The 15,098-nt window shown below is 71.0% G+C and carries 13 protein-coding genes; all 13 read right to left on the bottom strand.

What is annotated here, in order from left to right; translation table 11 throughout:
* Positions 1–83 precede the first annotated feature (83 nt).
* A complete protein-coding gene (locus tag EP26_RS13395; protein WP_211259440.1) occupies positions 84–1,190 on the bottom strand; it encodes an acyltransferase family protein in 1,107 nt (368 codons plus the stop codon).
* Positions 1,191–1,356: 166 nt separating this feature from the next.
* Positions 1,357–2,757, bottom strand: a complete 1,401-nt coding sequence (locus EP26_RS13390; protein ID WP_043339121.1) for an NAD(P)H-dependent flavin oxidoreductase — start codon at positions 2,755–2,757, stop codon at positions 1,357–1,359.
* 88 nt (positions 2,758–2,845) lie between these two features.
* On the bottom strand, positions 2,846–5,050 hold the full coding sequence (gene pnp, locus EP26_RS13385) for a polyribonucleotide nucleotidyltransferase (RefSeq protein WP_043339120.1): 2,205 nt from the start codon (positions 5,048–5,050) through the stop codon (positions 2,846–2,848).
* Positions 5,051–5,458: 408 nt separating this feature from the next.
* Positions 5,459–5,731, bottom strand: coding sequence for a 30S ribosomal protein S15 (gene rpsO, locus EP26_RS13380; protein WP_043339119.1), 273 nt, complete (start codon positions 5,729–5,731; stop codon positions 5,459–5,461).
* Positions 5,732–5,777: 46 nt separating this feature from the next.
* A complete protein-coding gene (truB, locus tag EP26_RS13375; protein WP_043339118.1) occupies positions 5,778–6,755 on the bottom strand; it encodes a tRNA pseudouridine(55) synthase TruB in 978 nt (325 codons plus the stop codon).
* Positions 6,756–7,085 carry an acyl-CoA thioesterase gene (locus EP26_RS13370; protein ID WP_084112523.1) on the bottom strand — a complete coding sequence of 110 codons (330 nt, stop codon included), beginning with the start codon at positions 7,083–7,085 and terminating at the stop codon, positions 6,756–6,758. It abuts the gene before it with no gap.
* Positions 7,086–7,129: 44 nt separating this feature from the next.
* Complete coding sequence (gene rbfA / locus EP26_RS13365) at positions 7,130–7,543, bottom strand: 30S ribosome-binding factor RbfA (protein ID WP_043339116.1); 414 nt, start codon at positions 7,541–7,543, stop codon at positions 7,130–7,132.
* A 92-nt stretch (positions 7,544–7,635) separates the two neighbouring features.
* Positions 7,636–10,431, bottom strand: coding sequence for a translation initiation factor IF-2 (infB, locus tag EP26_RS13360; RefSeq protein WP_043339115.1), 2,796 nt, complete (start codon positions 10,429–10,431; stop codon positions 7,636–7,638).
* Positions 10,432–10,474: 43 nt separating this feature from the next.
* The gene (locus EP26_RS13355; RefSeq protein WP_043339113.1) at positions 10,475–11,137 is read right to left on the bottom strand and encodes an RNA-binding protein; all 663 of its coding nucleotides are present in this window, start codon (positions 11,135–11,137) and stop codon (positions 10,475–10,477) included.
* Positions 11,115–12,656, bottom strand: coding sequence for a transcription termination factor NusA (nusA, locus tag EP26_RS13350; RefSeq protein ID WP_043339112.1), 1,542 nt, complete (start codon positions 12,654–12,656; stop codon positions 11,115–11,117). Before nusA ends, EP26_RS13355 begins: the two co-directional genes overlap by 23 nt.
* A gap of 4 nt (positions 12,657–12,660) precedes the next feature.
* On the bottom strand, positions 12,661–13,263 hold the full coding sequence (gene rimP / locus EP26_RS13345) for a ribosome maturation factor RimP (RefSeq protein ID WP_043339111.1): 603 nt from the start codon (positions 13,261–13,263) through the stop codon (positions 12,661–12,663).
* A gap of 56 nt (positions 13,264–13,319) precedes the next feature.
* Complete coding sequence (locus EP26_RS13340) at positions 13,320–14,327, bottom strand: SGNH/GDSL hydrolase family protein (protein ID WP_043339110.1); 1,008 nt, start codon at positions 14,325–14,327, stop codon at positions 13,320–13,322.
* Entirely contained in the window at positions 14,327–15,040 is a 714-nt protein-coding gene (trmB, locus tag EP26_RS13335; RefSeq protein ID WP_043339109.1) for a tRNA (guanine(46)-N(7))-methyltransferase TrmB, read from the bottom strand. The genes EP26_RS13340 and trmB overlap by 1 nt, the downstream gene beginning before the upstream one ends.
* Positions 15,041–15,098: the final 58 nt, after the last annotated feature.

Genomic DNA, 15,098 nt, shown 5'->3' with positions numbered 1-15,098 from the left:
AAGGCTAATTTTCCTATATACTCATTCCACTAAGACGGCAACGACAATCCTGGCTCCGTCGCCCTTTGCCACGCCTCCGGCCGCTACGTTCTGGTGCGCTCCTGCCCGGCGAGCGGCCCTAGGCCCGGGATCGTCCCTCCGCGCCCGATCAACCGGCGCCCCAATGCGATCCCTGGCACTTCGACAAGGCGGTAGCCGAGCGCGGCCGCGACGCAGAGCGGCGGCAGGGTGATGGCGGTGCAGGCCAGGAAGGCCGCGCCGCCTTGCCCAAGATGCCCCAGGACCCAGCCATAGGCCGGCCGCAGCGTCAGGATCAGGAGGAAGTGCGAGAGGTAGATGCTGTAGCTCCGCTCCCCGAGCCAGAGCGCCGGCCGCGACCGCAGGAGCCAGGATGGGCGGAGAGCCTGCCACAGGCAGGCCGCGGCGAAGGCATAGCCGAAGACCAGCACCCGGGAGTCGCCCGGCCCCTCCACAAGCTGGCCCGCCGGCGAGAGCAGCAGGCCGAGCAGGCCGAGGGTGAAGGCGGCAGCGAGCGCCGCGGCGCGACCTTCCCACGCAGTGCGGCGCACCTTCTCGAAGATGCGGAAGGCGAGCAGCGCGGCGACGAAGACCGAGAGGTTGCTCGGGAGCGAGGCTAGGCTGTAGTCGCTGCCGGGCAGCCAAGCCGTCAGCAGCCGCCGCGCCTCGTAGGAGAGGAGCGTCGTCAGGGCGGCCGCGACAGCCATGCCGGCGATGCTGCGGACCCGCAGGAGCAGCGGCAGCAGGAGGTAGAAGAGCATCTCGGTGCCCACGGTCCAGCCGGCCGGGACCAGGCCGGGGTGCCAGCCCGGGACTAGGCCGAAGGTGAAGGTCACCTCGGCGATGAAGCGCTCCATCCCTGGCCAGCCGGCGCGCGACAGGACCAGGACGGCGGCGAGTACGACGTAATAGAGCGGCGCGATGCGGAAGAAGCGCTTGGCGAGGTAGGGGCCGGGCCGTTCCGCCGCATGGGGATTGGCCCAGGCCAGCGCGAAGGCCGAGAGCGCGAAGAAGAGGTGGACCCCGAAGCCGAAATGCGTGGCGATCCATGGGAGCGCCGCCGGCACCTGGAGGCCGGGGATCGCATGCAGGTGGTAGAGGAACACCATCAGCGCCGCCACGGCGCGCAGCCCATGCAACCCGGGCAGCAGCCCGCGACCCTGTTCCGGCATGTCCCGCCCGACCGTCTGAAACCCGCCGCTGTGTAACCGCATGGCATGGGCGTGTCATCAGCACCGCCCTGGCCCCCCTCCGGAGAGGATCGGCAGGCGGGGCCGGAAACGACGAAGGGCGGCTTGCGCCGCCCTTCCGGTTCTCCGTGCTGGCTGTCGAGGGCGGTCAGCGCCCCGTCAGGATGCGCTCCACCAGCTGCTTGGCGGTGGGGATGAAGCCGTTCGAGTAGAATGGGTCCGAGCCGAAGCGGTAGGCGTTGTGGCCGGCGAACATCAGGTTGTGCTCGAGCGCGCCGTCATGGGCCACGTCCTGGAGCGTCTTCTGAATGCAGAAGCTGCGCGGGTCGGCCTTCTTGCCGTTGTCGAAGGTGGCGCTGTGTTGGTCCCAGTTCGAGAAGCGGCAGGAGGAGAGGCAGCCCATGCAGTCGATCTGGTCCTTGACGATCTCGGCCTGCTTCTCGGGGGTGACGAAGATGAGCGTGTTGTCCGGCGTGCGCATGGCTTCGGTGAAGCCGCTCGCCTCGAAGGCGGAGACGCGGGCGCGGTCATGCGGCGTCAGCCAGACGCGGCGGCGGCGGGGGCCAACGGCGTATTCGGCGACATGGTCGCCGACGGGCTCCTGGGTGAAGGCGACCTGGCGCTCGTTGCGGGCCTCGAGCTCCTGGAGGAACTCGTTGCGGACGGCGCTGCTGTAGAAGCCGGTCGGGGAGAAGCGCTGGAGGAGGATGTCGCCCTCCTTCAGCGTCAGCAGGCGCTGCTTCCAGGCGTCCGAGATCGGGCTTTCCTGGGTGAGGAGGGGGCGGGTGCCGAACTGGAAGGCGATGGGGCCGAGCTCGGGGTTGTCTATCCAGTCCTGCCACTCCTCCAGCCACCAGACGCCGCCGGCCATGATGATGGGCACCTCGCCCAGACCGAATTCGCGCATCTGCTGGCGGAGCTTGAGGACGCGGGGATAGGGGTCCTCGGGGCGGGCCGGGTCCTCGGAGTTGGACAGGCCGTTATGGCCGCCGGCCAGCCAGGGGTCCTCATAGACCACGCCGCCGAGCCATTCGCGCGTCTTGTTGTAGCTGCGCTTCCAGAGGGCGGCGAAGGCGCGGCCCGAGGAGACGATCGGGTAGTAGTGGACGCGGAACTCGCGGGCGATCTCCGACAGGCGGTAGGGCATGCCGGCGCCGCAGGTGATGCCGTTGATGAGGCCGCGGGCGCCTTCCAGGATGCCGCGGACGACGCGCTCGGCGCCGCCCATCTCCCACAGGATGTTGGTGTGGATGCGGCCCTGGCCGTTGCTGCGCTCATGCGCTTCCTGGGCCTGGGCGATGCCGCCGCGGATGCCGTAGGCAACCAGCTCCTCATGCCGCTCGCGCCGGGTCTTGCCGTGATAGATCTGGCGGATGACCTCGCCATTCTCGTCGTAGCTGTCGGCGTTGACGGCCGAGAAAGTGCCGACGCCGCCACCGGAGGCCCAGGCACCGCAGGAGGCGCCGTTGGAGACGGCGACGCCCTTGCCGCCTTCGACCAATGGCAGAACCTCGACTCCGCCCATGCGGATCGCGTTGATTGCCTTCACGCCCCTGCCCTCGAATTATACCAGTTCAAGCCGTCCGATATGGTACCGCCGGCATCGGAAGGTAGAGCCCTCCCGATGCCGTGCGGGGTCATTCCGCTGCGTCGCTGCGCTCGCGGCGCGGACGGTCGCGGCGGGGGCGGTCGCCGCCGCCTTCGCCGTCCTCGCGCGGGCGGCGGGCGCCGACCTGCTCGGTGATGTCGGCGCCGGTGGCCTGGTCGACCACCCGCATCGAGAGCTTCACCTTGCCGCGGTCGTCGAAGCCGATGACCTTCACCTTCACCGCGTCGCCCACGTTGACGACGTCGGTGGTGCGGTTGACGCGCTCGTTCTGCAACTCGGAGATGTGGACAAGGCCGTCCTTGGCGCCGAGGAAGTTGACGAAGGCGCCGAAATCGGCGGTCTTCACGACCTTTCCGTTGTAGATGGCGCCGATCTCGGCCTCGGCCGTCAGGCCGCGGATCCAGTCGATGGCGCGCTGCGCCTGCTCGGTGCTGGTGGCGGCGACCTTGATGGTGCCGTCATCCTCGATGTCGATCTTGCAGCCGGTCTGCTCGGTGATCTCGCGGATCGTCTTGCCGCCGGAACCGATGACCTCGCGGATCTTCTCCTTCGGCACGTTGATGACGGTGATGCGGGGCGCATTGGCCGCCACGTCGCCGCGGGCGCCGGTCAGCCCCTTCGCCATTTCGCCGAGGATGTGGATCCGGCCGTCACGCGCCTGGGCCAGGGCCTGGCGCATGATGTCGAAGGTGATCGAGGTGATCTTGATGTCCATCTGGAGCGCGGTGATGCCCTGCTCCGACCCGGCCACCTTGAAGTCCATGTCGCCGAGATGGTCCTCGTCGCCCAGGATGTCGGAGAGCACGGCGAAGCCGCGATCCTCCTTGATCAGGCCCATGGCGATGCCGGCGCAGGGGCGCTTCAGCGGCGTGCCGGCATCCATCAGCGCCAGCGAGCTGCCGCAGACGGTGGCCATGGAGGAGGAGCCGTTGCTCTCGGTGATCTCCGAGACCACGCGGAGGGTGTAGGGGAACTTGTCCTTCTCCGGCAGCAGCGGGCGGAGGGCGCGCCAGGCGAGCTTGCCATGGCCGATCTCGCGGCGGCCCGGGCTGCCCATGCGGCCGGTCTCGTTCACGCTGTAGGGGGGGAAGTTGTAGTGGAGCATGAAGTGCTCCCGGTACTCGCCCGGCAGCGCGTCGATGATCTGCTCGTCCTGGCCGGTGCCGAGGGTCGCCACGCAAAGCGCCTGGGTCTCGCCACGGGTGAAGAGCGCGGAGCCATGGCTGCGCGGCAGCACGCCGACCTCGGCCACGATCGGGCGCACGGTCTTGGTGTCGCGGCCGTCGATGCGGAGGCCAGTCTCAAGGATGGTGTTGCGGACGACGTCCGCCTCCAGCTCCTTCAGCAGGCCCTTCGCCTTGTCGGCCTCGAGGCCCTCGGCGGCGAGCTGCTCGACCACGGCCTTCTTCGCGGCGGCGACCTTCTCCTGACGGAGAAGCTTCTGCGTCTCCTTGTAGGCGAGGGCGATGGCGTCGCGGCCGAGCTCGGCGATACGGGCCTTCAGCGTGGTCTCGGCCTCGGAGGGCTCGGGAAGGGCCCAGGGCTCCTTCGCGGCGCGCTCGGCCAGCTCGATGATGCCCTGGATGACTGGCTGGAAGCCCTTGTGGCCGAACTCGACGGCGCCGAGCATGATCTCTTCTGAGAGCTCCTGCGCCTCGGACTCGACCATCAGCACGCCCTCGGCGGTGCCGGCGACGACGAGCTCGAGCTTCGACTGCTGGCGCTGGGCCGCGGTCGGGTTCAGCACGTACTGGCCGTCGATATAGCCGACGCGGGCGCCGGCCACCGGGCCGAAGAAGGGGATGCCGGAGAGGGTGAGGGCGGCGGAGCAGCCGACCATCGCCACCATGTCCGGATCGTTCTCGAGGTCATGGCTGAGGACGGTCGCGATGACCTGGACCTCGTTGCGGAAACCCTCGGGGAAGAGCGGGCGGATCGGCCGGTCGATCAGGCGGGAGACGAGCGTCTCGTGCTCGGAGGGACGGCCCTCGCGCTTGAAGAAGCCGCCCGGGATCTTGCCGGCGGCGAAGGCCTTCTCCTGGTAGTTCACGGTCAGCGGGAAGAAGTCCTGGCCCGGCTTCACGTTGCGGGAGCCGACCACGGTGCAGAGCACGATGGTGTCGCCGAGGCGGGCCATGACGGCGCCATCGGCTTGGCGGGCGATCTTGCCCGTCTCCAGCGTCAGGAGCTGACCGCCCCAGGCGATATCCTTGCGGTAGTAGTTTTCGAACATGCGTCGTTCCTTGACCGGACGCGGGGCCCGGCATGGTGGGGGACCGGAGGCGCCATCGGGGCGGTCCGGGGTGCGACGCGGTGGGTGGCAGTCTGGCCGTTCAATCTCGGCGCTTCGGGCTGCATGGAGTGCGAGACTTCCGCCGGTGAGGGGGGAGGAAGGCCGCCCCCGTTGCCGGGGATCCATGTGGCCGGAAACGCCGTGGCCGCCCCAATCGTCTCGGGGGGTGGCGGCTGTCCTGTCAGCCCGCCGCGTGCGGCGGTCGGCCGACATGCCTGCCACAAGGGGCAGGCTTCGGCCTCACGGGGGTGATATGGCCCGGTTGCGCAGGGATTACTACGGATTTTTTCAGCCGGACCGCTCGCGGCACCGCCTCGCGGCGCCGCGAGGCGATGTGGTGCGGAGTGCTTAGCGGCGGAGGCCGAGGCTGCCGATGAGGCGCTCGTAGCGGCCCTGGTCCTTCTTCTTCAGGTAGTCCAGCAGACCGCGCCGCTGGCCGACCAGCACGAGCAGGCCGCGCCGGCTGTGGAAGTCCTTGGCGTGGATCTTGAGGTGCTCGGTGAGGCCGCTGATCCGCTCCGAGAGCAGGGCGATCTGCACTTCCGGGCTGCCGGTGTCGCCGGGCTTGGTCGCATACTGGGTGATGAGCGCCTGGCGGCGCTCCGCAGGAATAGCCGACATCGGGTTGTTCTCCGTATTGGCCGCCCCCTTCCGGAGGTTCGGCGGTTCAAGCGACCGGCTGCAGACCTTCCTGCGAGACCAGGCGCTCCGCCTTCATCAGGCCGGAGTCCAGGCGGCAGAGCCCCACGAACCGCTCCCCCGCCATGGCGCGCACCAGCCCCCCATCGGGGTTGGCGGCGCCCGGAATGCGGCCCATGAGATCGACCAGGCTGAAGGCCTGGCCCTGCATGAGCCGCATGGCCTCCGCCTCGGTGAGGGCCAGCGCCGGGATGTCGGCCAGCGCGGTCGCCACGGGAAGGAGGAGGTCCGGGGAAGGAGGCGGCGTATCGCCGGAACCGCCCAGCTTGTCCAGGGGAATTGCAGTGGATTCGAGGAAGGGGCCGACGCGCATGCGCCGGAGCGCCGCGATATGGCCAACCGTGCCGACGGCGCGCGCCAGGTCGCGGGCGAGGGAACGCATGTAGACGCCCTTGCCGCTCTCGACGAGGAAGATGGCGGTGTCGGCGTCGGGGCGGGATTCCAGCTCGAAGCGGTCCACCCGGGCGGGGCGGGGCTGGAGTTCCACGATCTGGCCCTCGCGGGCGAGGTCGTAGGCACGCTCGCCGCCGAGCTTGATCGCCGAGTAGATCGGCGGGATCTGCATGATGTCGCCGATGAAGGCCGGGAGGGCGGCGCGGATGGCCTCGTCGGTCGGGCGGGCGTCGGAGGTCTCGATCGTCTTGCCGTCGGCGTCGTCGGTGTCGCGCAGGTCGCCGAAGCGCAGCGTGAAGCGGTAGGACTTGGTGCCGTCCATCACATAAGGGACGGTCTTGGTCGCGGTGCCGAGGGCGATGGGCAGCACGCCGGTGGCCAGCGGGTCGAGCGTGCCGCCATGGCCGCATTTCTGCGCGTCGAAGGCGCGCTTGACCTTGGCGACGACATCGGTGGAGCCGATGCCGGAGGGCTTGTCGACGATCAGCCAACCGTCGATCACCTGGCCCTTCGGCTTGCGGTGGCGGTGGTGGCGGGGCTTGCCGTTGGACATCTAGCGGGCCTCGGGAGGGACGGGACGCGGCCGGCCAGTGGCATCGAGCGCGACGAAGGTGAAGACGGCGGAGGTGACGCGGACGCTCTCTTCCGTGACCTGGCTGCGGCGCCAAGCCTCGACCTGGATGCGGAGCGAGGTGCGGCCGGTCGAGATGACATCGGCATAGAGGCTGACCTCGTCGCCGACCTGGACCGGGGCATGGAAGCTCATCGCCTCCACCGCGACGGTGGCGCAGCGGCCATGGGTGCGGCGGCCGGCGGCGAGGTCCATCTGCGACATCAGCCAGCCGCCGAAGATGTCGCCGGCCGGGTTGGTGTCGGCCGGCATGGCGATGGTGCGGATGCGCGGCTCGCCCGAGGGCAGGGTGCCGCTCACGCCTCGTCGTCCGGCTTCGGGGCGAGGTCGCGGGCGACCTCGGGTTGGCGGAGCGCGCGGTCGATCTGCATGGCGTAGTCGAGCGCAGTGTCCTGCTGGAAATGCAGGTCGGGCGCGCTGCGCAGGCGGACCGACTTCGCCACCTGGGTGCGGAGCCAGGGGGCGACGCGGCGGAGGGCGCGCATCTGCGCCTCCGGCAGCTCGCGTCCGAGGCCGCTGACGAAGGCGGTCATGTGCTTGAGGTCGGGGGAGGCGCGGACCTCCGTCACCGTCACATGCAGGCCGACAAGGTCCGGGTCGCGGAACTCGGCGCGGGCGAAGACGGTGGAGAGGGCGTGGCGAACCTCCTCCGCGACGCGCAGCTGGCGCTGGGAGGGGCCGGCGGCGGGGCCGGCGGAATGCTTGGGCATAGGCGTCCTCGAAGGGGCTTGAACCCGTTGAAAAAGCGAAGGGGCGCGGCACCCTGCGGCGCCGCGCCCCCGGAATGGGTGGAGGCGGCGCCTTAGGTGGCGGCGACCATCTCCGTCTCGTAGCACTCGATCTGGTCGCCAACGCGGATGTCGTTGTAGTTGGCGAAGCTCATGCCGCACTCGTAGCCGTTGGTGACCTCGCGGACATCATCCTTGAAGCGGCGGAGCGTGGACAGCTCGCCCTGGTGGATGACGACGCCGTCGCGCAGCAGGCGGACGCCGCAGCCGCGCTTCACCACGCCCTCGGTCACGCGGCAGCCGGCCACGTTGCCGATGCGCTTGACCTCGAAGACCTGGAGGATCTGCGCGTAGCCGAGGAACTTCTCGCGCTGCACCGGGGCCAGCTTGCCCTTGTACAGCTTCTCGATGTCGTCCGAGACCTCGTAGATGATCGAGTAGTAGCGGATGTCGACGCCGTCGCGCTGCGCCATCTCCCGCGCCTGGGTGGTGGCGCGGACGTTGAAGGCGACGACCACGGCGCCGGAGGCCTTGGCGAGCTGGATGTCGCTCTCGGTGATCTGGCCGACCGCCGAGTGCAGCACGCGGACGCGCACCTCCTCGTTGCCGAGCCGGCCGAGGGTGACGCCGATCGCCTCCGCCGAGCCCTGGACATCGGCCTTGACGACGACGGCGACTTCCTTCTGCTCGCCGAGCTGCACACGGGCCAGCATCTCGGCCAGCGTGCCGCGCCCGGCCGTCGCCGCCGCCGAGGACTTCTCGCGCAGCTTGCGCTGGCGGAACTCGGAGATCTCGCGCGCCTTGGTCTCGTCCTCGACCGCGACGAAGGGCTCGCCGGCGGTCGGCACGCCGCCGAGGCCGAGAATCTCAATCGGCAGGCTGGGGCCGGCCTCCTTCAGCTGGCGGGCCTTGTCGTCGAGCATGGCGCGGACGCGGCCCCATTCGGAGCCGGCGACCACGATGTCGCCGGTGTGCAGCGTGCCCTTCTGGACCAGCACGGTCGCCACCGGGCCGCGGCCGCGGTCGAGGCGGCTTTCGATCACCGTGCCCTCGGCCGCGCGGTTCGGGTTGGCGCGGAGGTCGAGCAGCTCGGCCTGCAGGGTGATGGCCTCGAGCAGCTTGTCGAGGTTCAGCTTCTGCGTGGCCGAGACCTCGATCTCCTGGGTCTCGCCGCCGAGGGACTCCACCACGATCTCGTGCTGCAGCAGCTCCTGCCGCACGCGCTCGGGGCGGACGCCCGGCTTGTCGATCTTGTTGATGGCGACGATGATCGGGACATTCGCCGCCTTGGCGTGGTTGATCGCCTCGATGGTCTGCGGCATCACGCCGTCATCCGCCGCGACGACCAGCACGACCATGTCCGTGACGGAGGCGCCGCGCGAGCGCATGGCGGTGAAGGCGGCGTGGCCCGGCGTGTCGATGAAGGTGACGCGGGAGCCGTCCGGCACCGTCACCTGGTAGGCGCCGATATGCTGGGTGATGCCGCCGGCCTCGTGGGCGGCGACATCGGCCTTGCGGAGCGCGTCGAGCAGGCTGGTCTTGCCGTGGTCGACATGGCCCATGATGGTGACGACGGGCGGGCGCGGCTGCAGGTCCGCATCCACATCGGTCGCGCCCTCGATGCCGAGCTCCACGTCGCTCTCGCTGACGCGCTTCACCCGGTGGCCGAACTCCTGCACCACCAGCTCGGCGGTGTCGGCGTCGATGCTCTGGGTCAGCGTCGCCATGACGCCCATGCGGAACAGCGCCTTCACCACCTCGCCGCCACGGGCGGCCATGCGGTTGGCAAGCTCCTGGACGGTGATGGTCTCGGGCAGGACCACGTCGCGCACCACCCGCTCTGTGCCGGCGCGGAGGCGGGCGAGCTCCTGCTGGCGGCGCTCCCGCTCGCGGGCGCGGCGCATGCTGGCGATGGAGCGGCTGCGGTCGTCCTCGCCCTCGATCGCGGCCTGGACGTCGATGCGGCCGCCGCGGCGGTCGGCGCCGCCGAGGCTCTTCTTCACCGCGGCGAGCGCGGGCTTCTTGGCCGGGGCGACGATGCCGCCCGGGCGGCGGGCGGCGGCGCGGCGCGCCTCGTCCTCCTCCTCGGCGGTGCGGGCGCGGAGCGAGAGCTTGGCAGCCGGCGAGGCGGCGCCGCCGGGCGCGCCCGGGGCGGTGCCGGCGGGGCGACGGGCAGCGGCGATCTGTGCCGGGGTCAGCGAGGGCTTCGCCACGGGGGCGGCCGGCTGAGCCGGGGCGGGCGCGGCGGCGGCGGGCGCCGGAGCGGCCGGGGGCTCGTCCTCAACGGCGGGCTGCTTCGGGGCGACGGCGGCGGCGATGGCGGCCTTGCGGGCCTCCTCGGCCTGGCGGCGCTCCTCCTCCTCGCGGAGGCGGGCTTCCTCGGCGGCGCGGATGGCCTCTTCCTCGGCCTGGCGGCGCTCCTCCTCCTCGCGGCGGCGGGCCTCCTCGGCGGCGGAGCGGACCATGAGGGCCTGGCGCTCGCGCTCCTCGCGCTGGCGCTGGGCCTCGAGGCGGCGCTGCTCCTCCAGCACGCGCTGGCGGGTGGCCAGCTCGGCCTGGGTGAGGGGGCGGCCGCCGGCGGAGGCGGAGGCGGGACGCTGGCCGCCGGGCGGGCGGTTGCCGGAGCCGCCCGCGGGGCGGTTGCCGGCGGGCGCGGCGGGGCTGGCCTGCGGCGTGGGGGCGGCCGGGCGGGTGCCCGGCGTGACCACGCGCTTCTTCACAACCTCGACCTGGACGGTCTTGCTGCGGCCATGGCTGAAGCTCTGGCGGACGCTGCCCGCATCCACCGTCTTGCCCAGTTCCAGGCGGCCACCGGCCGGCCGGAGGCTCAGCCTGCTCTTCGCCGCATCCTGGTCGTTCTGGTCACTCATGCGCTGATCCGAACCCGATCCGTCTGACGTCATTGCCGTCCGTTCACTGCCGACGCGAGGGTTCGCGCCGGGAAATTCCCTGTTCCGCCGGGGCGCCGGCGATGCCGGCGAGCCGTACGGCTTCCACCTCGATGGCCTCGGCCAACCGTCCCGGCGCGATGGCCACATGGACGGCCTGGTCCCGGCCGAAGATGCCGCCGAGCATATCGGCCGGCAATGGCGCCACGACCGGCAGCCCGAACCCGCCGACATGCCTGGCCCGTTCCCTTGGGCTGCCGTCGGAGGCTTCCACCAACAGCCCGGCCTTGCCGGACCGCATCCATTCCCGCACCGAGTCCCGGCCGCAGATGGCCTGGCCGCCACGACGGGCGAAACCGACGAGATCGCGGAGGCGGCGCCTGAGGCCGTCTTCGATCCGCGCGCGAAGGTCAGGGGGCGGGTTCACGGTGCCGCGAGCCGCCCTGGAGAAGGCGCCGCGCGTCAGGGCGCGTTCTAACACATCGGCCTTGGCCGACAACCACATTCCCCGCCCCGGCAGCTTGCCGGCGAGATCGGGGACCAATTCGCGATCTGGCCCGAGGACGAAGCGGATCATCCGCTCCTTCGGCAGGCTCTCCCGCGTGACGATGCAGCGGCGGAGTGGGCCACGCTCGGCCTCTTCCGCCTCACCGGCTACCGCCGGTTCATGCTGGGGGGCCGTCTGCATTCGCGCCGTCCTCGGCGAACCAGTGTTCGCGCGCCGCCATGATGACGGCGTTGGCCGTCTCCTCGTCCATGGCGTCGGCGCCGACGATCTCGATCAGCTCGTCGGAAGCAAGGTCGGCCAGGTCGTCCAGCGTCTTCACACCCTTCTCGCCGAGCGCCACCAGCTGGGTCGGGTTGAAGCCGCCGATCTCGGCGACCGCATCCTCGACACCGAGCCCGCGGCGCTTCTCGTCCAGTTCCACGTCACGGCGCTCGAGCCAGGATTCGGCGCGGCGCTTCAGCTCCGCGGCGACGCTCTCGTCGAAGCCCTCGATGCCCGCCAGTTCTTCGTCCTCGACCGAGATGATGTCCTCGACCGAGGTGAAACCCTCGGTCACCAGCAGCCCGGCGATGACATCGTCCACGTCCAGCGCCTCGACGAAGAGGCCGGAGCGCTTGCGGAATTCCTCCTGCCGGCGTTCCGATTCCTCGGCCTCGGTCAGGATGTCGATGTCCCAGCGGGTGAGCTGCGAGGCGAGGCGGACATTCTGGCCACGACGCCCGATGGCAAGGGACAATTGGTCATCGGGGACGACGACTTCAACCCGCCGTGCCTCGTCGTCGAGGACGACCTTGGTGACCTCAGCGGGGGCGAGGGCGTTGACGACGAAGGTGGCGTTGTCGCCGGACCAGGGGATGATGTCGATCTTCTCGCCCTGCAGCTCCTGCACCACCGCCTGGACGCGGCTGCCGCGCATGCCGACGCAGGCGCCGACGGGGTCGATGCTGCTGTCGCGGCTGATGACGGCCATCTTGGCGCGGCTGCCGGGATCGCGGGCGACGGCGCGGATTTCGATGATGCCGTCGTAGATCTCGGGGACTTCCTGGGCGAAGAGCTTGGCCAGGAAGCCGGGATGGGTGCGGCTCAGGAAGATCTGCGGGCCGCGCGGCTCCTCGCGCACGTCGTAGATATAGGCCCGCACGCGGTCGCCGTTCTTGAAGGCCTCGCGGGGGATGGTCTCGTCGCGGCGGAGCAGGGCCTCGGCGCGGCCGAGATCGACCATGAGGTTGCCGTACTCGGTGCGCTTCACCGTGCCGTTGATGATCTCGCCGACGCGGTCCTTGTACTCGTCGAACTGCTTGCGCCGCTCGACCTCGCGCACGCGCTGGACGATGACCTGCTTGGCGGACTGGGCGTTGACCCGGCCGAAGTCGATCGGCGGCAGCGGGTCGATGATGAACTCGCCGGCCTGGATGCCGGGCTTGATCTTCTGGGCGATGCGGAGCGGGATCTGCGTCGCCTCGTTCTCGACCGGCTCCTGGTCGACGACCTCGGTCCAGCGGGAGAGGCGGACCTCGCCATTCTTGCGGTCGATGACGGCGCGGATGTCCTTCTCGTGCCCGTACTTGGCGCGGCCGGCCTTCTGGATGGCCTCCTCCATCGCCTCGAGCACTTCCTCGCGCTCGATCATCTTCTCGCGGGCGACGGCGTCGGCGACCTGCAGCAGCTCGGGGCGCGCGATGGTGATCTCGACGGCCATGGCGCTAATTCCTCCTGGCGGGCTTGGGGGCTTCGGGTGCCGGGTCACCGGCATCCGCGTCTTCGTCGGGGAGATCCTGGTCGGGCAGGCCGGACGCGGCGGCGGTGGCCTCGATCAGGGCATCGGTCAGCACAAGCTTGGCGCGGCGGATGTTGCTGCGCGGCACGGCGATGTCGGTGCCCTCGTCGAGGCGCATGCGGGCGGTCTCGGCATCGGCGCCGAGGATGGTGCCGCGGAAGCGGCGGCGGCCATCCTGCGGGATCATCAGCTCCATCGTGGCGAGGTGGCCGGCGTAGTTGACCCAATCCTTGGTGCGGGTCAGCGGGCGGTCGATGCCGGCGGAGGACACTTCGAGCGACCATTCGCCCTTGATCGGGTCCTCGACATCGAGCACGGCGCCGACGGCATGGCTGATCGCCTCGCAATCCTCGACGCGGAAGGGGGTGCCATCGGCGCGGTCGGCCATGATCTGGACGACGGGGCGCTCCTTGCCGCTGACCTGCACGCGCACGAGCTCATAGCCCATATGCTCGATGGTGGGCGCCACCGCATCGGCGATGCGGGCCTCGAGGCCTTCGTGCTGTGGGCGTTCGGTCGACAAAAACAAAAAAGGCGGCCCGTGAAGGCCACCCCCCTGAGAGCGGATGAGGTTAACTGCCGGGATTATAGGCATCCGCCAGCGCGGGTGCAAGCGGCGCTGCGCAGGGTGGCGGCAAGGGCGGCGGCGGCCTCGCGGGCGGCCTGGCGGACGCCCGTCTCCGTCCAGTGGATGCCGTCGAGGCCGGGCAGGATAGCCTCCATCGCGCCGCCGGAGGGGAGGCCGAGGCCGGTCTGGGCAGCGCGGATCGCCTCAGCGTGGCGGGCGAGGGCGGGGTCGAGGGTCTGGCGGCGGGCGAGGCCGGGCAGGAGCATCGCCAGCCGGCCGCTCCCGAGCAGGGTGGTGCGGCCGAGCAGCGGCGGGAGCGGGGCGAGGAGGACGGGCATCGCCGGGGAGGCGGTGCGGAGCGTCGCCACGACGGCGGAGAGGCGTTCGGCATAGGAGGCGGGCGGGGTGCCGGCGAGGGCATCCGTCGTGCCATGGGCGAGGATGATGGCGGCGGAGGCGGGCAGGGCCGCCATCCGGCGGAGGCGGGCGCCGGCCGGGGTGGCGGGGTCGGCGAGCATGGCAGCGCTGCTGTTGCCCCAGGCGGCGTTGACGAGGCCGAGCGGGATGCCGGGGCCGAAATGGCGGGCCAACTCGGCGAGCAGGATGCGGGCGCCGAGCGGGGCGATCGCCGTGGTCCAGCCCGTCGCCTCGTCGGGGAGCATGGCGGCGAGGGGCGGGGCGGGCGGGTCACCATGCGTTGCGGGGAAGGCGCCGGCTGCGGCCGGGGCGGTGGCGAAGAGGGAGCTTGCCTGGGACTGGCCGGTGACGATCACTACGAGGCCGATGGCGAAGCGGCCGCCGAGCGGGGTGGTGGTGCCGTCCGCCTCGCGGCGGAGCAGGCGGTACCAGCCGCCGGGTGGGAGGCTGTCTTCCGGCAAGATGCGGCCGGACTCGTCCTCGGCCTGCCAGACGATGCCGGGCGGAGGGCGCGGCGCCTTGCCGATGGGATAGACCTGGTTGGGCACCGGCTGGGCCGCGGCGGCGGTGACGGTCGCGAGCCAGGCGAGGGCGAGGAGGCGGAGCATCACCCGCGCCGCGTCAGGCTCCAGTAGAGCGGGCTGCGGCCCTCGCGGAGAGCCTTGGCCTCGTAGCGGGTGCCGGGCCAGCCCTCGGGGCGGGCGGTGGCGGGCGGGGGGACGTCGAAAAGCGCCTGCTCGGCCATGACCTCGGCGACCCAGCCCTGGTAGGTCGGGTCGTCGCTGGCGATGCGCCATTCGGCGCCGGGACGGAGGGCGCGGGCGACCAGCGGCAGCAGCGTCGGGTTGACGAAGCGGCGCTTGGCGTGGCGGGCCTTCGGCCAGGGGTCGGGGAAGAGCAGGAAGAGGCGATCGAGAGCGCCCTCGGGCAGCAGGCCGAGCAGGTGGCGGGCGTCCTGCGGCCAGAGGCGGAGATGGCCGGGCAGCGGGGCGGTGGCTTCCTCGCCCTCCGGGACCAGGGTGGTCAGCAGGGAGCAGAGGCCGTTCTCGAAGACCTCGGAGGCGATGTAGCCGACCCTAGGGTTGGCCTTGATCTGGGCCAGGCTGTGTTCGCCGCCGCCGAAGCCGATCTCGAGCCAGAGGGCCTCGACGGGCGTGCCGAAGGCGGCGCGCGGGTCGGCGGCCTGCTCGGGCGAGAGGCGGAGGCGGGGCAGGGTTTCCTCCAGCAGGCGCTGCTGGCGGGGGCGGAGCGGGTGGCCGCGGCGGCGGCCGTAGAGCCGGTCGGGGATGCCCTCGGCGAGCGGCGGGCGTTCGGCTGTCATCGGCGATCCTGGCATGAAAAAGGGGTGGTGCCGTGGCACCACCCCCAAGTCGCGATCC

It is taken from the genome of Belnapia moabensis DSM 16746 (assembly GCF_000745835.1).
In the GTDB taxonomy this organism is placed as follows: Bacteria; Pseudomonadota; Alphaproteobacteria; order Acetobacterales; family Acetobacteraceae; genus Belnapia; species Belnapia moabensis.
This window is presented reverse-complemented; position numbering and strand designations above follow the sequence as displayed.

Bases quoted from the DNA above. Each gene is read 5' to 3' on its own strand.
- EP26_RS13395 (WP_211259440.1), bottom strand. From the start codon at position 1,190: ATGCCGGAACAGGGTCGCGGGCTGCTGCCCGGGTTGCATGGGCTGCGC.
- pnp (WP_043339120.1), bottom strand. From the start codon at position 5,050: ATGTTCGAAAACTACTACCGCAAGGATATCGCCTGGGGCGGTCAGCTC.
- rpsO (WP_043339119.1), bottom strand. From the start codon at position 5,731: ATGTCGGCTATTCCTGCGGAGCGCCGCCAGGCGCTCATCACCCAGTAT.
- truB (WP_043339118.1), bottom strand. From the start codon at position 6,755: ATGTCCAACGGCAAGCCCCGCCACCACCGCCACCGCAAGCCGAAGGGC.
- EP26_RS13370 (WP_084112523.1), bottom strand. From the start codon at position 7,085: ATGCCGGCCGACACCAACCCGGCCGGCGACATCTTCGGCGGCTGGCTG.
- rbfA (WP_043339116.1), bottom strand. From the start codon at position 7,543: ATGCCCAAGCATTCCGCCGGCCCCGCCGCCGGCCCCTCCCAGCGCCAG.
- infB (WP_043339115.1), bottom strand. From the start codon at position 10,431: ATGAGTGACCAGAACGACCAGGATGCGGCGAAGAGCAGGCTGAGCCTC.
- EP26_RS13355 (WP_043339113.1), bottom strand. From the start codon at position 11,137: ATGCAGACGGCCCCCCAGCATGAACCGGCGGTAGCCGGTGAGGCGGAA.
- nusA (WP_043339112.1), bottom strand. From the start codon at position 12,656: ATGGCCGTCGAGATCACCATCGCGCGCCCCGAGCTGCTGCAGGTCGCC.
- EP26_RS13340 (WP_043339110.1), bottom strand. From the start codon at position 14,327: ATGCTCCGCCTCCTCGCCCTCGCCTGGCTCGCGACCGTCACCGCCGCC.
- trmB (WP_043339109.1), bottom strand. From the start codon at position 15,040: ATGACAGCCGAACGCCCGCCGCTCGCCGAGGGCATCCCCGACCGGCTC.